The sequence below is a fragment of the Pseudomonas sp. BF-B-15 genome, from assembly GCF_019946675.1.
Lineage (GTDB): Bacteria > Pseudomonadota > Gammaproteobacteria > Pseudomonadales > Pseudomonadaceae > Aquipseudomonas > Aquipseudomonas migulae.
Genome location: NZ_JAGYFZ010000078.1, coordinates 1 through 16,972, shown reverse-complemented (window position 1 = coordinate 16,972; position 16,972 = coordinate 1). Strand labels below are relative to the sequence as shown.

Here is a 16,972-nt window from a genome sequence, read left to right as displayed (position 1 = left end):
TCACTCCTACAGGGTTCCATGAACATTCAGACAGACAGCACAGGTCGATTCCCATGTCCCTTCCTTCCCACGTACGCCTGGTCGAAGTCGGCCCCCGCGACGGTCTGCAAAACGAAGCTCAACCGATCAGCGTTGCCAATAAGGTGCAACTGGTCGATGCACTCACGGCCGCGGGCCTCGGCTATATAGAAGTCGGCAGTTTCGTTTCGCCCAAATGGGTGCCGCAGATGGCCGGATCCGCCGAAGTCTTCGCGCAAATCCAGCGCAAACCAGGCGTGACCTACGGCGCCCTCGCCCCCAACCTGCGCGGCTTCGAAGATGCGATCGCCGCCGGGGTCAAGGAAGTCGCAGTGTTCGCCGCAGCGTCCGAAGCGTTTTCCCAGCGCAACATCAATTGCTCGATCAGCGAAAGCCTGGAGCGTTTTGCGCCGATCATGGAAGCCGCCAGGCAGCACGGCGTTACCGTGCGCGGTTACGTGTCCTGTGTGCTGGGCTGTCCTTATGAAGGTCACGTCAAACCCGAACAAGTTGCCCTGGTCGCCCGCGAGCTCTATGCCATGGGCTGCTACGAAGTCTCGCTGGGGGACACCATCGGCACCGGCACGGCGGGCGCGACGCGCAAGATGTTCGAAGTGGTTTCGGTCGACGTGCCACGGGAGAAACTGGCCGGGCACTTCCACGATACCTACGGCCAGGCCATGGCCAACATCTATGCCAGCCTGCTCGAAGGCATCTCGGTGTTTGACAGCTCCATCGCCGGCCTCGGCGGCTGCCCCTACGCCAAAGGCGCCAGCGGTAACGTCGCCACCGAAGACGTGGTTTACCTGCTCAATGGCCTCGGCATCGAAACAGGTATCGACCTGGACGCCTTGATTCTGGCCGGTCAGCAGATTTGCACGGTGCTGGGGCGCCCAACCGGTTCGCGCGTGGCCAAGGCTCGCAGCGCGCAGTAAGTGCGCTGATGTGTCCAGGTGTTACCGCTGCGTCTGGAACGTGGGGGATAAGCGAGTAACACGGAAACAAATTGTAGGGGTTTACCTGAGCGAAAAATCCTACAAAAACTCAAGTCGTTGATTTTAAAGGATTTTTAAAAGTTGGCACGGCTTCTGCTATCTCTATGGCATAACAAGAATAAAAAGCAGCAAACCAATAAAAATAAGACGTAACGACTCTGACATAACAAGAACAACACGGCAGAGACGCAGCTAACAGATTTTTTTGGAGAAGGTGTGCTTTTCAGGGTGCTTTTCGGAGTAACCCGCAACCGGGCAGAGAACAATAAAACTACCTTCAGGTAGCTCCCGAACTGGTTGGATCGCTTAGCGAAAAAGTAGATCAGCGCTCAAAAAAATACGTTTGCTCTTGATCCCGGATGGGGATCGACAAAAACAGCGGTAAAGGGTCACGGTTGCCAAAAACAAAAACAGACCGCCCCTCAATAATAAAAAAAGAGCATGCGCAACGAAAAATTAAAGGGGAGCTTCGGCTCCCCTTTGTGCTTTCTGCGATTCAGGTTTTCCCCATCGCCCCTGTGGGAGCCAGCCTGCTGGCGATTGCGGTGGTTCAGACAATAGGTATGTTGACTGACACTCCGCTATCGCCAGCAGGCTGGCTCCCACAAGGGAAAATTTGTCACGCCTTGTTGATGCGCAATTCCTCGATGCTGATCTCGCGCATCCGGAATTTCTGGATCTTGCCGGTCACCGTCATCGGAAACTCTTCCACAAACTTGAAGTAGCGCGGTGTCTTGAAGTGCGCGATGCGCTCCTTGCACCAGGTTTGCAGCTCTTGCTCGGTGGCACTGTGACCGGGGTGGAATTTGATCCAGGCGACGATCTCTTCGCCATAACGCGAACACGGGATACCGATCACTTGCACGTCCGCCACGGCCGGGTGAGTGAAAAAGAATTCTTCCAGCTCCCGCGGGTAAATATTCTCACCACCACGGATGATCATGTCCTTGTTGCGTCCGGCAATGCACACGTAGCCTTCATCATTCATGCTCGCCAGATCACCGGTGTGCATCCAGCCGGCCTGATCGATGGCTTCGGCGGTGCCTTGCGGGTTGTTCCAGTAGCCGAGCATCACGCTGTAGCCACGGGTGCAGAGTTCGCCGATGGTGCCGCGAGGTACCAGGTTGCCCGCCTCGTCGATGATTTTGCTTTCAAGCTGCGGTTGGGTGCGACCGACCGTGGTGACGCGCAATTCCAGTTCGTCTGAAGGACCGGTCTGCAACGACACCGGACTTGTTTCCGTCATGCCGTAGGCAATCTGCACTTCATTCATGTGCATTTCGCTGATTACGCGACGCATCACTTCGATCGGACAGGTCGCGCCGGCCATGATCCCGGTACGCAGGCTCGACAGATCGAATTGCGCACGTTGCGGCTGATCGAGCATGGCGATGAACATGGTCGGCACGCCATACAGTGCGGTGGCCTTTTCTTCGGCGACGGTGGTCAGGGTCAGCAGCGGATCGAAGGCATCGTTGGGGTAAATCATGGTGCTGCCGTGGGTGATGCAGCCAAGGTTGCCCATGACCATGCCGAAGCAGTGATACAGCGGCACCGGGATCACCAGCCGATCATTGGCGGTCAGGCCGAGGCTTTCGCCCACCATGTAACCGTTGTTGAGAATGTTGTAGTGGCTGAGGGTCGCGCCCTTCGGAAAACCGGTGGTGCCGGAGGTGTACTGGATGTTCACGGCCTGGTCGAAATGCAGGCTGTCGCCCCGCTCGCGTAACTGCTCGCTGGATACACCCGCTGCGAGATCGCTCAGTTGCGACCACGGCAGAAAACCTGATGGCGGCTGCGCATCCAGGCTGATCACGCCGCGCAAGTCCGGCAGACGCTCGCTCTGCAACTGGCCGATGGATTGTTCTGCCAGCTCGGGCACCAGGCCTTGCAACATGCCGTGGTAGTTGGAGGTCTTGAACGCGCCCGCGCAGACCAGCCATTTGCAGCCTGACTGCTTTAGCACGTATTCGAGTTCCGAGCTGCGATACGCCGGGTTGATGTTGACCAGGATCACGCCGATCTTCGCGCTGGCGAACTGGCTGATGCACCACTGCGCACAATTCGGCGCCCAGATGCCGAGGCGATCACCGGTCTGCAACCCCAGCGCGAGCAGTGCCCGGGCATGAAGGTCCACGGCGTCGGACAGTTGCTGCCAGGTGTAGCGCAACTGTTGATGGCGCACGACCAGCGCCTCGCCCGTCGGATACTGCGCGACGGTGTTATCAAATGCCTGACCGATGGTCATCGCCAGCAAGGCTTTGTCCTGAGAACCACGGGTATAGCTGCGCTGCGGGCTTGCACTGGGTTGATCCATGACGACCCCTATTGTCTTTATTAATGGGCTACCAACGGATACCTGCAGGAGCGATGCTTGCTCGCGAAGAGGCCTCTGCATTCAACATTTATGTCGACTGATCTGACGCTTTCGCGAGCAAGCATCGCTCCTACAAGTTGGGTCCGCTTTCTATCTTGAACTGGCTCTACTCTCGCTCAAGTTGACGTTAACGTAAAGGGTGATTGACAGCCTTTCGTCACAGGCTTACGTTAACGTAAAGGTGAGAGCCAAATCACGACCCTCCCCGCCCTACAAAAAAGCCAAAAGGTGACCCATGAGCTATCCATCCCTGAACTTTGCCCTCGGTGAAACCATCGACATGCTGCGCGATCAGGTCCAGTCCTTCGTCGCCAAAGAGATCGCCCCGCGCGCCGCTCAGATCGACATCGACAACCTGTTCCCCGCCGACCTGTGGCGCAAGTTCGGCGACATGGGCCTGCTCGGCATTACCGTCCCGGAAGAATACGGCGGTGCTGGCCTGGGTTACCTGGCGCACGTGGTGGCCATGGAAGAAATCAGCCGCGGTTCGGCGTCGGTCGCCCTGTCCTACGGCGCGCACTCCAACCTTTGCGTGAACCAGATCAACCGCAACGGCAATCACGAACAGAAAAGCAAATACCTGCCGAAGCTGATCAGCGGTGAGCACATTGGCGCCCTGGCCATGAGTGAACCGAACGCCGGTTCCGACGTGGTCTCGATGAAACTGCGCGCCGACAAACGTGGTGATCACTACGTGCTCAATGGCAGCAAAACCTGGATCACCAACGGCCCCGACGCCAACACCTACGTGATCTACGCCAAGACCGACCTGGAAAAAGGCCCGCACGGCATCACCGCGTTCATCGTCGAGCGCGACTGGAAAGGCTTCAGCCGCAGCAACAAGTTCGACAAGCTCGGCATGCGCGGCTCCAACACCTGCGAGCTGTTCTTCGATGACGTCGAAGTGCCGGAAGAAAACATCCTCGGCGTGCTTAACGGCGGCGTGAAAGTGCTGATGAGCGGCCTCGACTACGAGCGTGTCGTTCTGTCCGGCGGCCCGACCGGGATCATGCAGGCGTGCATGGACCTGATCGTGCCGTACATCCACGACCGCAAGCAGTTCGGGCAAAGCATCGGCGAATTCCAGCTGATCCAGGGCAAAGTCGCCGACATGTACACCCAACTCAACGCCAGCCGCGCCTACCTTTATGCGGTGGCCCAGGCCTGTGAACGCGGCGAAACCACGCGCAAGGACGCTGCCGGCGTGATCCTCTACAGCGCCGAGCGCGCCACGCAAATGGCCCTCGACGCAATCCAGATTCTCGGCGGCAACGGTTACATCAACGAATTCCCGGCCGGTCGTCTGCTGCGTGACGCCAAGCTGTACGAAATCGGCGCCGGCACCAGTGAGATCCGTCGCATGCTGATCGGTCGCGAACTGTTCAACGAAACCCGCTAAACGGAGCTGTCCATGGCTATCCTGCATACCCAGCTCAACCCCCGTTCGGCGGAGTTTGCCGCGAACAGCGCGGCGATGCTCACCCAGGTCGACGCCTTGCATACCTTGCTCGCGCAAGTGCAGCAAGGTGGCGGTCCGAAAGCGCAAGAACGCCACACTTCGCGGGGCAAATTGCTGCCCCGCGAGCGGATCAATCGCCTGCTCGATCCGGGCTCGCCGTTTCTCGAAATCAGCCAACTGGCGGCCTACGAGGTGTATGGCGAAGACGTGCCGGCCGCGGGCGTGATTGCCGGGATCGGTCGAGTGGAAGGCGTCGAGTGCATGATCGTGGCCAACGATGCCACGGTGAAAGGCGGCTCGTATTACCCGCTGACCGTGAAAAAACACCTGCGCGCTCAGACCATCGCTCAGCAGAACCGCTTGCCGTGCATTTATCTGGTGGACTCCGGCGGCGCCAACCTGCCGCGTCAGGATGAAGTGTTTCCGGACCGCGAGCACTTCGGGCGGATCTTTTTCAACCAGGCCAACATGAGCGCCATGGGCATTCCGCAAATCGCGGTGGTCATGGGCTCGTGCACTGCCGGCGGCGCCTACGTGCCGGCGATGGCCGACGAAGCGATCATGGTTCGCGAGCAGGCGACTATTTTCCTCGCCGGCCCACCGCTGGTGAAAGCCGCGACCGGTGAAGTGGTCAGCGCCGAAGATCTGGGCGGTGCCGACGTGCACTGCAAGATTTCCGGGGTCGCCGACCATTATGCCGAGAGCGATGAACACGCCTTGGCCATTGCCCGACGCAGCATCGCCAACCTCAACTGGCGCAAGCTCGGCGAACTGCAACAACGCACGCCCATCGCCCCGCTCTACAGCAGCGACGAGTTGTATGGCGTGGTCTCGGCCGACGCCAAGCAGCCGTTCGATGTGCGCGAAGTGATCGCGCGGCTGGTGGACGGTTCGGTGTTCGACGAATTCAAGGCACTGTTCGGGACCACGCTGGTGTGCGGTTTTGCTCACTTGCACGGTTACCCGATCGCGATCCTCGCCAACAACGGCATCCTCTTCGCCGAGGCCGCGCAGAAAGGTGCGCACTTCATCGAACTGGCCTGCCAGCGCGGCATTCCGTTGCTGTTCCTGCAAAACATCACCGGCTTCATGGTCGGCCAGAAGTACGAGGCCGGTGGCATTGCCAAGCACGGCGCAAAACTGGTGACCGCCGTGGCGTGCGCCAAGGTGCCGAAATTCACCGTGATCATCGGTGGCAGCTTCGGCGCCGGTAACTACGGCATGTGCGGACGGGCCTACGATCCACGTTTCCTGTGGATGTGGCCGAATGCACGCATCGGCGTGATGGGCGCCGAGCAAGCGGCGGGCGTGTTGGTGCAGGTCAAGCGCGAGCAGGCTGAACGTGGCGGGCATAGTTTCAGCGCCGAGCAGGAAGCCGAAATCAAGCAACCGATCCTCGATCAATACGAAGAACAGGGCCACCCTTACTACTCCAGCGCACGGCTGTGGGACGACGGCGTCATTGACCCGGCGCAGACCCGCGATGTGTTGGCCCTGGCCTTGTCCGCGTCGTTGAACGCGCCAATCGAACCGAGCCGCTTCGGCGTGTTCCGGATGTGATTTTTTGTGGGAGCGGGCTTGCTCGCGAAAGCGGTTTGTCAGTCACATCGATGCTGGATGTACCGACGCCTTCGCGGGCAAGCCTCGCTCCTACAGAATAGAGTTGTGGAGACGGATGAACATGAGCGACTTCAACACCCTCGAACTGCAGACCGACCCGCGTGGTTTCGCGACCCTGTGGCTCAGCCGGGAAGAAAAGAACAACGCGTTCAACGCCGAGATGATCCGTGAGCTGATCCTCGCGCTGGACAAGGTCTCGACCGACGCCAGCCTGCGCTTTTTGCTGGTGCGCGGACGTGGCAAGCATTTCAGTGCCGGCGCCGACCTGGCGTGGATGCAGCAATCGGCCGAGCTCGATTACCACACCAATCTGGACGACGCCCGAGAACTGGCGGAGTTGATGTACAACCTGGCCAAGCTGAAAGTTCCGACGCTGGCCGTGGTTCAAGGCGCGGCTTTCGGCGGCGCGCTGGGCCTGATCAGTTGCTGCGACATGGCCATCGGCACCGACGACGCGCAGTTCTGCCTGTCGGAAGTACGCATCGGCCTCGCGCCAGCGGTGATCAGCCCGTTCGTGGTGCAAGCCATCGGCGAACGTGCGGCACGCCGTTATGCGCTGACCGCCGAGCGCTTCGGTGGGCAACGCGCTCGGGAAATCGGCTTGTTGTCGGAGAGTTATCCGGGCAATGAGCTGGAGCAGAAAGTCGAGCAATGGATCGACAACCTGCTGCTCAACAGCCCCGCAGCCATGCGCGTCAGCAAGGATTTGCTGCGTGAAGTCGGCAACGGCGCGCTGACCCCGGCGCTGCGTCGCTACACCGAAAATGCCATCGCGCGCATCCGCGTCAGCCCCGAAGGCCAGGAAGGCCTGCGCGCCTTTCTGCAAAAACGTCCGCCGAGCTGGCAGGCCGAAACCACCCCCAAGGAGCCGCGTTGATGAGCGCACCTGTCATTACCTCTCTGCTGGTGGCCAATCGTGGCGAAATCGCGTGCCGGGTCATGCGCACCGCCAAGGCCCTGGGCCTGACCACCGTCGCCGTGCACAGCGCCACCGACCGCGAAGCACGGCACAGCCGCGAAGCGGACATTCGCGTTGACCTCGGTGGCAGTAAAGCCGCCGACAGCTACCTGCAAATCGACAAACTGATCGCCGCCGCCAAGGCCAGCGGCGCGCAGGCGATCCATCCGGGTTATGGTTTTCTGTCCGAGAATGCCGGGTTCGCCCGCGCCATCGAACAAGCAGGCCTGATCTTCCTCGGTCCGCCCGCCTCGGCCATCGATGCCATGGGCAGCAAATCCGCCGCCAAGGCCTTGATGGAAACCGCTGGCGTGCCACTGGTGCCCGGTTATCACGGCGAAGCTCAAGACCTCGACACCTTCCGCGACGCTTGCGAACGCATCGGTTATCCGGTGCTGCTCAAAGCGACGGCGGGCGGTGGCGGCAAAGGCATGAAAGTGGTCGAGGACGTCAGCCAACTGGCCGAAGCCCTCGCCTCGGCCCAGCGTGAAGCGCAATCCTCGTTCGGCGATTCGCGGATGCTGGTCGAGAAATATCTGCTGAAGCCGCGTCACGTGGAAATCCAGGTTTTCGCCGACCAGCACGGCAATTGCCTGTACCTCAACGAACGTGACTGCTCGATTCAGCGTCGGCACCAGAAAGTCGTCGAAGAAGCGCCCGCACCGGGCTTGAGCCCGGAACTGCGCCGCGCCATGGGCGAAGCGGCCGTGCGTTCGGCGCAGGCCATCGGTTATGTCGGCGCCGGCACCGTGGAGTTCTTGCTGGATGCGCGCGGCGAGTTCTTCTTCATGGAGATGAACACGCGACTGCAAGTCGAACACCCGGTCACCGAAGCCATCACCGGCCTCGATCTGGTGGCTTGGCAGATTCGCGTGGCACGCGGTGAAGCGCTGCCGATGACTCAGGATCAAGTCCCACTGATCGGCCATGCGATCGAAGTGCGGCTGTATGCCGAAGACCCCGGCAATGATTTCCTGCCGGCCACCGGGCGCCTGGAGTTGTACCGTGAATCGGCCGAAGGTCCGGGACGTCGGGTCGACAGCGGCGTGGAAGAAGGCGACGAAATTTCGCCGTTCTATGACCCGATGCTCGGCAAGCTGATTGCCTGGGGCGAGGATCGCGAACAGGCGCGTCTGCGGTTGTTGAGCATGCTCGATGAGTTCGCGATTGGCGGGCTCAAGACCAACATCAACTTCTTGCGTCGAATCGTTGGTCATCCGGCGTTTGCGGCGGCCGAGCTGGATACCGGGTTCATTCCGCGTTACCAGGAGCAACTGCTGCCAGAGCCCTCGCCGCTCAGTGATGAGTTCTGGCAAGCCGCGGCACAGGCGTTTTCCCAAAGCCAACCGGACACGACGCGCACTGATGACCTAAGTTCGCCTTGGGGGATCGGCACTGGGCTCCGTGCCGGATTGCCGACAGAAATCACCCTGCATTTGAGCTGCGAAGGTCAGGACCGTGCGCTGACGTTGGGCGCTACCCGATCGGCGCAACTCGCGGGCGAGCAACTGCTGACCGAACACAATGGCGTGCGCCGCCAGCATCGGGCAATCCGTCGCGGCGGTGTTGTGTATCTGCAATGGGATGGTGAATTGCGCCGTATCGAGTCCTACGACCCGATCAGCGCCGTCGAAGCCAGTCACAGCCATCATGGCGGGCTCACTGCGCCCATGAACGGCAGCATCGTGCGAGTGCTGGTGGAAGCCGGGCAAACGGTCGAAGCCGGGGCGCAACTGGTGGTGCTGGAGGCGATGAAGATGGAGCACAGCATTCGTGCACCACACGCCGGGGTGATCAAGGCGCTGTATTGCCAGGAAGGCGAGATGGTCAGCGAAGGCAGTGCATTGGTCGAGCTGGAAGAAGCCTGAAATGCGGATCGGTCCTACGCCTTGCGAGGACCGATCTGATCAGAACCTGGCCGTTGCCTGAACCACTACGCCGATGATTCGGCAGGCCTCGGTGTAAAGGGCTTTCGGATACGTCGGATTGAGCGGGACCAGGTAACGCTGCCCGCCCTCTTCGATCAGTTTGCGGAACGTCGCTTCAGTGCTGTCCGGCCATTGGGCGATCACCAGTTTCCCGGGCTCCGGCACAATGGCCGGGTCCACCAGGATCATCATGCCCTCGGCGATACTGACGCCGCTCGGTGCAGTCATCGCATCGCCCACCACGGTCAACCAGAACGCCGCGCCCTGAGCGTGGTAGTCGGTCAGTTCGAAACGCGCCGTGTCATAGACCGTCGGCTCACCGTCACGCACCTCGCAGGATTCGCGCCAGTCACTGACCGGGTAACGGAAGTACGGGTTGTACTTGCGCACCAGATCCTGGCTTTCCTCCTTCGCAATATCCGGCTCGCGGATCACCAGCGCCACCTCGAGAAACTCCATGCCCAGTGCGTGCAGCACACGGTTCATGTCATCGATGCCCGGTTGGCGACGTTTGTTCAGCCAATGGCCGACGCCGCCCTGAGACATCCCCAGGCGGTCGGCGAGTATTTCCTGAGTGACTTTGAGTTCACTCATCTTGGCCTTGACCAATTCAATCCATTTATCCATGTGCGGCACGATACGTGGGCGCCTCCGGCCAGCAAAACACAACTTGTAGTATTTAAATTCTCGTCACAAATACAGTTCGTACTACGATTGGATCACGGATTTGAATCTAACACGGAGCTTTGCCATCGCCATGACCATCCCCAGCAATGACTTGCCAGACATGCAGATCGACACCTCCCTCACCTCGCCAAAAGGCTCGGCCGCCGCGCAGCGCGCCCTGGACTATTACTTGAAACCAGCTGTGTCCGAAGCGGTGGAAGAGGAGCGTTTTTTTGATGTGAACCGCAATGTCAGCTGCGAGGAAGCACTGGTGCGCGCTTCAGACCTGTTGCGCTGCGCCGCCGCCACGGCGTACGAGTCGGCGAACAATCTGCAGGGCGTGCACCGGGACCTGGCGTTTTCGACGGTGCATATGATCGATATGGCCAAGGCGTTGCTGGACCGATCCCTCGACGGGGATCATCACGCATAAGGCAGGCAGGTATATTTCGCGGGGCGCGGGAAAGAATTTTCCAATCGCGCAGATAAAATCATTTGACTTGCAAACGAGAATGATTATTATTGCATGCAGCTGGTCGCGAGATCAGTCGATTGTCCAAGTGACCTTAGGTCGGTCTCCTGGACTATCTCCTCATCAGGCTAATCACGGTTTTTGACCCGGCTTTTTGCCGGGTCTTTTTTTTGCCAGTTATTCTGGCTTTACCTTCAGGCTAATGAAGTCTTTGGGTGCTGCAAATTCGATGGCGCGGATAATATCAAAAGAATATCTGTTGGCAAGAGAAGCCCGGCAACATTGGGCCAAACTAATGGAAAATAGCACTTGAGAATCAATCGCACAGTCTCTAAGCTGCGACGGCGTCAAGGAGGACGCCCCCCTTTTACCCCCGCAATTTCCCCCAGTTTTTCCCTTCCCAGCGTGTAAAGTATCAGCCATAAAAAATCATATTCAGGAATCGATTATGACCGTGGCTAGATCTTCTTTCGACATCAGCGCCAACTTCGACAGCGGCAACATTGAAGTGCTGGACATCAGCAATCCGTTGCAAGCCCTGCTGGCCATCAAGCCAGACACCCGCAGCCAGCATTTTCAGTGGTTTCACTTCAAGGCCAGCGGTTTGCACGTCGGACAGGAACACTGGTTTCGTCTGAACAATGCCAGCAAATCCTCGTACAACAAAGCCTGGGACGGCTATCAGGCAGTGGCGTCCTACGACCACGTCAACTGGTTCCGGGTGCCGACCATCTTCGAAGGCGACTGCCTGCGTTTCAGCCTCGAAGCCACGGCCACCCACGCCTGGTTTGCCTACTTCGAACCCTACAGCCGTGGCCGCCATGACTGGTTGATCGAACAGGCGCTGACCAAGGCCGGCACTGAACTGCTGGCCACCGGCAAGAGTGTCGAAGGTCGTGACATTCAGTTGCTGCGCAAAGGCACCGGCGCCGAAGGCCGGCGCAAGGTCTGGATGATTGCCCAGCAACACCCCGGCGAACACATGGCCGAGTGGTTCATGGAAGGTGTGATCGAACGCCTGGAAAGGCACGACGATCCAGTGCTGAACAAACTGCTGGCCAGCGCCGACCTGTACCTGGTGCCGAACATGAACCCGGACGGTGCCTTTCACGGTCACCTGCGCACCAACGCCATGGGCCAGGACCTCAACCGCGCCTGGCAGAGCGCCAGCCAGGAGATCAGTCCGGAAGTGCTGTTCGCTCAGCAACAGATGGAAAAGTACGGCGTCGACCTGTTCCTCGACATCCATGGCGATGAAGAAATCCCCTACGTGTTCACTGCCGGTTGCGAAGGCAACCCAGGCTACACGCCGCGGATCGAAAAACTCGAAGAGCATTTCCGCAGTCATCTGAAACACCTGACCAAGGACTTCCAGACCAAGCACGGCTACACCCGCGACGAGCCGGGCAAAGCCAACATGACCCTGGCGTGCAACAGCGTCGGTCAGAAATTCGACTGCCTGTCGTTGACCCTGGAGATGCCGTTCAAGGACAACAACGACAAACCGGATCCGTTGACTGGCTGGTCCGGTAAGCGTTCGAAGCAACTGGGCAAGGATGTGCTGACGACCGTGGCGGACATGGTCGATACCTTGCGCTGACCCTCCACAATGGCTGCATGCCAGGCATGCAGCCACGCCTCATTCGGCCGCCACTCGCACACAATCCTCCGGTCCCAGCAATCGCCCATCCTCGGCGCGCAATTCCAATGGCCGCACCGGTCGACCGTTGTCGCGGTCAACCACCCGAGAGTGCGCCTCCCCGTCCTCATAAAAAAACGCCTCGCCCCACTGCCGCAAGCCGATGATCAACGGGAACAGGCCTTTGCCCTTCTCCGTCAGCACGTATTCCTGATACGCGCTGCCATCCGACGCCGGCACCAGATCGAAAATCCCGTGGCTCACCAACGTGCGCAATCGTGCCGAGAGAATGTTCTTCGCCATGCCCAGATTGCGCTGGAACTCACCGAACCGGCGAATGCCGTCGAACGCATCGCGCACGATCAGCAACGACCACCAATCGCCGATGGCATCCAGTGAACGGGCCACCGGGCATTCGGCGCTCTCCATGCTTGTACGCTTGGCCATGCCTGCGCTCTCGAAAACAAATGTGGTTGCAATATAAAACCGGCTTGCTTACCGTACAACTGGTTTTATTTAGAAACCACTTTTGGAGCCCGGCATGAAGCCCACTCACACAACACTCAGCAGCGGCGTCGTGTTGCTGTTCGCCGTCGCCTGCGGACTGGCCGTCGGCAACGTGTACTACGCGCAACCCTTGCTCGATGCGATGGCCGAGGCGTTTGCCATGGACCCCGCCACCATCGGCATCGTCGTCACGCTCACCCAGATCGGTTACGGCGTCGGATTGTTGTTGCTGGTGCCGCTCGGCGATCTGCTGAACCGACGACGCCTGATCGTCACGCAAACCCTGTTGTCGGCGCTGGCGTTGTTGATGATCGCGTTAGCCTCGAACAGCACCTGGCTGTTGCTCGGGATGACGTTGACCGGGTTGTTGGCGGTGGTCACCCAAGTGTTGGTGGCCTACGCCGCGACATTGGCCATCCCGGCGCAGCGCGGGCGTGTGGTCGGCGTGGTCACCAGCGGCATCGTCGTCGGCATTTTGTTGGCTCGGACGGTGGCAGGCGGCATGGCCGACCTGGCCGGCTGGCGCTCGATTTATCTGTTGTCGGCGGGGTTGACCCTGGTGATGGCGTTGCTGCTGTTACGTGTGCTGCCCAAACACGAGGACACGCAACCGGCCAGTTCCTATGGCGCATTGCTCGGCTCGGTGTTCAGGTTGTTCACGGAAGAACCGGTGTTGCGTCAACGGGCGGTGCTCGCATTACTGACCTTCGCCAGTGCCATGGTGCTGTGGACGCCCATGGTGTTGCCGCTGAGTGCCCCGCCGCTGTCGTTGTCCCACACACAAATCGGCTTGTTCGGACTGGCTGGCGCCGCCGGAGCACTGGCCGCCGCGCGTGCCGGGCATTTGGCTGATCGTGGTTTAGGTCAGTGGGTCAGCGGTTTGTCATTGTTGTTGATGCTGGCCTCCTGGCTGCCGATCGCGCTGACTCAATCCTCTTTGTGGGCCTTGTTACTGGGGGTGATCACCCTGGATCTGGGTTTGCAGGCCGTGCACGTGACCAGCCAAAGCATGATCTACAGCGTGCGCCCCGAAGCGCAAAGCCGCCTCACTGCGGGGTACATGCTGTTTTATTCAATTGGCAGCGCGCTGGGGTCGATCGGCTCGACGGCGATGTACGCCTGGGCCGGGTGGCTCGGGGTATGCCTGTTGGGTGCGGGGATCAACGCCGTGGCATTGGGTTACTGGTGGCTGACGCTGAAAAGTGGCGCATCCGCCCGATGCGCCACGCAAGCCGGTTAACCGCGGTCCTTGTTGCCCCGCAGCATGCTGTCGAGCACCTCATCACGCCGTACCCAACCGTGAAACAACGCCGCCGCCAGATGCAGCAGCACGGTCAGAAACAGCAGGTACGCCAGATACCCGTGCGCCTTGCGCAGGAACGCAAACACCTGCGCATTCGCCGGCACAATCGACGGCAACTGCAACGAACTGCTGAGCATCACCGGGTCGCCCGCCGCCGAAATCATCGCCCAGCCGAGCAGCGGCAGGATCAACATCAAGGCATACAACAAGACATGCGAAGCCTTGGCCGCCAGCGCTTGCCAGCCCGGCAGGTCTGCCGGCAAAGGAGGTTGCCGGGTGGAAAAGCGCACAGCGAGGCGCACGATCACCAGCAACAGAATGGCGATGCCCAGTGGTTTGTGCAGATGGATCAGCCACTCGTGCCGCTCAGAGACGGAAGCGACCATGCCCGCGCCGATAAACAGCATGGCAATGATCATCAGCGCCATCAGCCAGTGCAGCAGCCGCGCCAGCGGCGCGAAGTGGTTCGGTTGGTTGCTCATTGTTGAGCCTCCTGTTTGGCGGCGGGCAACTGGCTGACTTCACTGGTGCGGCGCAAGTAGGAACTGGCGTAACCGGCGGAGCGCGCGGCGAGCAACGGGTCGTCGGAACCTTCGATACCGGCGGGCAAGACCAGCGGGTCGTAGTTGATGTCCCGGCATTCGCCATTGAGCTGCGGCTGGGTGCTTTCGAGCACCAGCGTGCCGGCGTTCACCACTTTGCGACCGTCGGGCCAGGCCTTGCTGGCGTCGTTGACCGGATCACCGGGGTTGGCCAGCGTGATGTTCAACTGCCAACGCAACGGCCCCAAGGCAATCCGTTGAAGCAGGTCTTTCTCGAGGAAATCGCCACCCTCCGGCGCCGTGGCACCTGCCGCGTCCTGCACCAACGGCACCATGCTCCAGCGCACCGCTTGCTTTTGCCCGGCGGCGTTGACCAGGTAAAACGCATTGACGCTGTTATAGGTTTCCGTCACGTAACTGGCGGACGGCTTGGCGGTTTTGATCCAGGCCAGGAACGGTCCGGCCTCCGGGTGCGCACCAAAGAACGCCGGCACCGCTGCCGGGTTCGGTTTGCCGGTGGCCGGGTCCGGCGACTGGGCCTGCTGCAATTGATAGAACGCTTCGGGTGTGCCCACCGGGAACACCGGCATGCTGTTCATCCCGGTGCGCCACTGTTGGCCGTTGGCCTGGGTGAAGCGCAGCGCCAGGCTGCGGATCGGCACGGCGCTGTCCGGCGCATATGGGTTGCCGGCCGGCAAGGCAAAACGCCCGACCACCGGGGTCCGCGCCTCGTTGAACACCTGAGCGCTGGAATAGCTGCGCGCCTCGCCACTGCTTTCGAAATGCCCGATCACGCACACGCCTTTGGAGTGATTGCGCCGGAAGCCCGGGTGCACGCCGTTGTTGGTTTCCAGCACGTTGATCAGCTTTTTCGGGGTCAGTCGCTGTGGGTCAAAGGTGCCGTTGACGTAGGCAAATGCCCCGGCCACTGCAGCGACCACCACGGCAATACCGGCCAGACGCAACGTCAGGCTCGCGGCACTCAAGGGGGGCCGGGTGGGCGGTGATGAGCGATCTACCATGAAAGACTCCAGGGCCATCGGCCACAAGTGAGAAGGATCAAGCAGACGAACCCCGCGAACGTTTATTCCATCGTGCGGTATTTATTTTTTCAGGCGTGGAATAACCTTCAGTGCCGGGCGTCTCTCTAGTCCACAGCGTAGTGACTAGCCAGAACTTCATGAACGAGATCGACGAACAACTCAGAGAAATCATTCCCGGATTGCGCCGGTTTGCCGTGTCGTTGACGCGCAACCCCAGCAGCGCCGACGATCTGGTGCAGTCGTGTCTGGAGCGGGCGCTGTCGAGTTGGGGCGACAAACGCCCCGAAGGCGACTTGCGCGCCTGGCTGTTTTCGATTCTGTATCGGCAATTTCTCGACGCGCACCGGCGCTCCCGGCGTTATGCGCGGATGCTCGAATTCTTTACCGGACGGGACGATACCCAACCGTCGGTGGAGCGCACCGTGATCGCCCAATCGACCCTGCAAGCCTTCGATCAGCTCGGCACCGAACAGCGTGCGCTGCTGCTCTGGGTGTCGGTCGAAGGCCTGAGCTACAAGGAAGTCGCCGAGATTCTCGACGTCCCCGTCGGCACCGTCATGTCGCGCCTGTCCCGCGCCCGCCAGGCCCTGCGCCAACTCAGCGACGGCGAAATCACCCGCCCTTCCCTGCGGAGACTCAAATGATCAGCATGCCCCCGAGCGAGCGTGACCTGCACGCGTATGTGGACCATCAGCTCAATGATGACGACCGACGTCTGGTAGAGACTTTTCTGGCCGGCAACGTGGAAATATCCGCACAGGTTCGCGCCTGGCAGCAGGACGCCCAGCAACTGCGCGCGGCCCTGAGCGGTGCGTTGCAGCAACCCGCCAACCCGGCCCTCGACCCGGCACTGATTCGCCAACGCCTCAAACGCCAATCACGCCGCCATCTGGCCAGCGCCGCGGTGTTGCTGATTGCCGTGAGCATCGGCGGCTTCAGCGGTTGGAAGGCGCGGGAGATGACCCTCCTCAGCGCGGCGGCGCCGATGGCCGACGCGATGCAGGCTTATCGGCTGTTTGCCCAGCAAGGCATGCTGCCGGCCGATTACAAGGTCAGCGATGAAGGCGATATGCAGGGCTGGCTCGACCGCTATTTCACGCAGGCCCATCGCTTGCCGGACCTTTCCGGCGCGGGGTTCAAACCGGTCAGCGGGCGCTTGCTCAGCACCGAGCAAGGGCCGGCGGCGATGGTGGTTTATGAGGATCGCAGCGGGCACAAAGTCAGCTTCTACGTGCGCCCGCCGGGACCGAAAAACTTTCTGCTGCCGAGGGGTAGTCGCAGTGACGGCGGGTTGCAGGCTGAGTACTGGTCCGGCAGCGGCTACAACTACGCGATGGTCAGCCCGAGCGATACGCCGACGGCGCAGATGCTCAAGCAGACCGTGCAGTTCTGACCACCCCTTGTAGGAGCCGGCTTGCCGGCGATAGCGGTGCATCAGTCGATAT

15 protein-coding genes are annotated in these 16,972 nt (G+C 60.5%); 10 read left to right on the top strand and 5 right to left on the bottom strand.

Translation table 11 applies throughout. The annotated features are described in order from the left end of the window. Positions 1 to 53 precede the first annotated feature (53 nt). On the top strand, positions 54 to 953 hold the full coding sequence (locus KGA97_RS21755; RefSeq protein WP_223481473.1) for a hydroxymethylglutaryl-CoA lyase: 900 nt from the start codon (positions 54 to 56) through the stop codon (positions 951 to 953). A 679-nt stretch (positions 954 to 1,632) separates the two neighbouring features. On the opposite strand, the gene KGA97_RS21750 is transcribed toward KGA97_RS21755, so the two are convergent. Beyond that, positions 1,633 to 3,330 carry an AMP-binding protein gene (locus KGA97_RS21750; RefSeq protein WP_008041200.1) on the bottom strand — a complete coding sequence of 566 codons (1,698 nt, stop codon included), beginning with the start codon at positions 3,328 to 3,330 and terminating at the stop codon, positions 1,633 to 1,635. A gap of 295 nt (positions 3,331 to 3,625) precedes the next feature. Between KGA97_RS21750 and KGA97_RS21745 the strand changes: the two genes are divergently transcribed. From KGA97_RS21745 to KGA97_RS21730, 4 genes are all read left to right on the top strand, one after another. Beyond that, positions 3,626 to 4,789 (top strand): isovaleryl-CoA dehydrogenase, encoded by a 1,164-nt coding sequence (locus KGA97_RS21745; protein WP_008031893.1) that lies wholly within the window; start codon positions 3,626 to 3,628, stop codon positions 4,787 to 4,789. Between the two features lie 12 nt (positions 4,790 to 4,801). Next, entirely contained in the window at positions 4,802 to 6,409 is a 1,608-nt protein-coding gene (locus tag KGA97_RS21740; protein WP_008041204.1) for a carboxyl transferase domain-containing protein, read from the top strand. Positions 6,410 to 6,530: 121 nt separating this feature from the next. Next, positions 6,531 to 7,346: a gamma-carboxygeranoyl-CoA hydratase gene (locus KGA97_RS21735; RefSeq protein ID WP_223481472.1), complete on the top strand. Its 816-nt coding sequence runs from the start codon at positions 6,531 to 6,533 to the stop codon at positions 7,344 to 7,346. Beyond that, the gene (locus KGA97_RS21730; RefSeq protein ID WP_223481471.1) at positions 7,346 to 9,295 is read left to right on the top strand and encodes an acetyl/propionyl/methylcrotonyl-CoA carboxylase subunit alpha; all 1,950 of its coding nucleotides are present in this window, start codon (positions 7,346 to 7,348) and stop codon (positions 9,293 to 9,295) included. The genes KGA97_RS21735 and KGA97_RS21730 overlap by 1 nt, the downstream gene beginning before the upstream one ends. A gap of 39 nt (positions 9,296 to 9,334) precedes the next feature. Here the strand turns inward: KGA97_RS21730 and KGA97_RS21725 are convergent, their stop codons facing one another. After that, positions 9,335 to 9,982: a LexA family protein gene (locus tag KGA97_RS21725; protein ID WP_192229209.1), complete on the bottom strand. Its 648-nt coding sequence runs from the start codon at positions 9,980 to 9,982 to the stop codon at positions 9,335 to 9,337. 130 nt (positions 9,983 to 10,112) lie between these two features. Between KGA97_RS21725 and KGA97_RS21720 the strand changes: the two genes are divergently transcribed. Both KGA97_RS21720 and KGA97_RS21715 read left to right on the top strand, forming a co-directional pair. Continuing rightward, complete coding sequence (locus KGA97_RS21720; RefSeq protein ID WP_008041212.1) at positions 10,113 to 10,454, top strand: DUF6124 family protein; 342 nt, start codon at positions 10,113 to 10,115, stop codon at positions 10,452 to 10,454. A 487-nt stretch (positions 10,455 to 10,941) separates the two neighbouring features. Continuing rightward, positions 10,942 to 12,093 (top strand): M14-type cytosolic carboxypeptidase, encoded by a 1,152-nt coding sequence (locus KGA97_RS21715; protein ID WP_008031906.1) that lies wholly within the window; start codon positions 10,942 to 10,944, stop codon positions 12,091 to 12,093. A gap of 39 nt (positions 12,094 to 12,132) precedes the next feature. Here the strand turns inward: KGA97_RS21715 and KGA97_RS21710 are convergent, their stop codons facing one another. Then, positions 12,133 to 12,579: a winged helix-turn-helix transcriptional regulator gene (locus tag KGA97_RS21710; RefSeq protein WP_008031907.1), complete on the bottom strand. Its 447-nt coding sequence runs from the start codon at positions 12,577 to 12,579 to the stop codon at positions 12,133 to 12,135. A 94-nt stretch (positions 12,580 to 12,673) separates the two neighbouring features. On the opposite strand from KGA97_RS21710, the gene KGA97_RS21705 reads away from it, so the two are divergent. Continuing rightward, positions 12,674 to 13,879 carry an MFS transporter gene (locus KGA97_RS21705; RefSeq protein ID WP_223414398.1) on the top strand — a complete coding sequence of 402 codons (1,206 nt, stop codon included), beginning with the start codon at positions 12,674 to 12,676 and terminating at the stop codon, positions 13,877 to 13,879. Here KGA97_RS21705 and KGA97_RS21700 read toward each other — a convergent pair. After that, entirely contained in the window at positions 13,876 to 14,424 is a 549-nt protein-coding gene (locus tag KGA97_RS21700; protein ID WP_008031911.1) for a cytochrome b, read from the bottom strand. The two genes, KGA97_RS21705 and KGA97_RS21700, sit on opposite strands and share 4 nt — an antisense overlap. Next, positions 14,421 to 15,506: a catalase family peroxidase gene (locus KGA97_RS21695; protein ID WP_192229207.1), complete on the bottom strand. Its 1,086-nt coding sequence runs from the start codon at positions 15,504 to 15,506 to the stop codon at positions 14,421 to 14,423. Before KGA97_RS21695 ends, KGA97_RS21700 begins: the two co-directional genes overlap by 4 nt. 158 nt (positions 15,507 to 15,664) lie before the next feature. On the opposite strand from KGA97_RS21695, the gene KGA97_RS21690 reads away from it, so the two are divergent. Together KGA97_RS21690 and KGA97_RS21685 are read left to right on the top strand one after the other, a co-directional pair. Further along, positions 15,665 to 16,171, top strand: coding sequence for a sigma-70 family RNA polymerase sigma factor (locus KGA97_RS21690; protein ID WP_032832617.1), 507 nt, complete (start codon positions 15,665 to 15,667; stop codon positions 16,169 to 16,171). Further along, positions 16,168 to 16,920 (top strand): anti-sigma factor family protein, encoded by a 753-nt coding sequence (locus KGA97_RS21685; protein ID WP_223481470.1) that lies wholly within the window; start codon positions 16,168 to 16,170, stop codon positions 16,918 to 16,920. The genes KGA97_RS21690 and KGA97_RS21685 overlap by 4 nt, the downstream gene beginning before the upstream one ends. Positions 16,921 to 16,972: the final 52 nt, after the last annotated feature.

Excerpts from the sequence above, each read along its gene's own strand:
- KGA97_RS21755 (WP_223481473.1), top strand. The coding sequence starts at position 54 with ATGTCCCTTCCTTCCCACGTACGCCTGGTCGAAGTCGGCCCCCGCGAC.
- KGA97_RS21750 (WP_008041200.1), bottom strand. The coding sequence starts at position 3,330 with ATGGATCAACCCAGTGCAAGCCCGCAGCGCAGCTATACCCGTGGTTCT.
- KGA97_RS21745 (WP_008031893.1), top strand. The coding sequence starts at position 3,626 with ATGAGCTATCCATCCCTGAACTTTGCCCTCGGTGAAACCATCGACATG.
- KGA97_RS21740 (WP_008041204.1), top strand. The coding sequence starts at position 4,802 with ATGGCTATCCTGCATACCCAGCTCAACCCCCGTTCGGCGGAGTTTGCC.
- KGA97_RS21735 (WP_223481472.1), top strand. The coding sequence starts at position 6,531 with ATGAGCGACTTCAACACCCTCGAACTGCAGACCGACCCGCGTGGTTTC.
- KGA97_RS21730 (WP_223481471.1), top strand. The coding sequence starts at position 7,346 with ATGAGCGCACCTGTCATTACCTCTCTGCTGGTGGCCAATCGTGGCGAA.
- KGA97_RS21725 (WP_192229209.1), bottom strand. The coding sequence starts at position 9,982 with ATGGATAAATGGATTGAATTGGTCAAGGCCAAGATGAGTGAACTCAAA.
- KGA97_RS21720 (WP_008041212.1), top strand. The coding sequence starts at position 10,113 with ATGACCATCCCCAGCAATGACTTGCCAGACATGCAGATCGACACCTCC.
- KGA97_RS21715 (WP_008031906.1), top strand. The coding sequence starts at position 10,942 with ATGACCGTGGCTAGATCTTCTTTCGACATCAGCGCCAACTTCGACAGC.
- KGA97_RS21710 (WP_008031907.1), bottom strand. The coding sequence starts at position 12,579 with ATGGCCAAGCGTACAAGCATGGAGAGCGCCGAATGCCCGGTGGCCCGT.
- KGA97_RS21705 (WP_223414398.1), top strand. The coding sequence starts at position 12,674 with ATGAAGCCCACTCACACAACACTCAGCAGCGGCGTCGTGTTGCTGTTC.
- KGA97_RS21700 (WP_008031911.1), bottom strand. The coding sequence starts at position 14,424 with ATGAGCAACCAACCGAACCACTTCGCGCCGCTGGCGCGGCTGCTGCAC.
- KGA97_RS21695 (WP_192229207.1), bottom strand. The coding sequence starts at position 15,506 with ATGGTAGATCGCTCATCACCGCCCACCCGGCCCCCCTTGAGTGCCGCG.
- KGA97_RS21690 (WP_032832617.1), top strand. The coding sequence starts at position 15,665 with ATGAACGAGATCGACGAACAACTCAGAGAAATCATTCCCGGATTGCGC.
- KGA97_RS21685 (WP_223481470.1), top strand. The coding sequence starts at position 16,168 with ATGATCAGCATGCCCCCGAGCGAGCGTGACCTGCACGCGTATGTGGAC.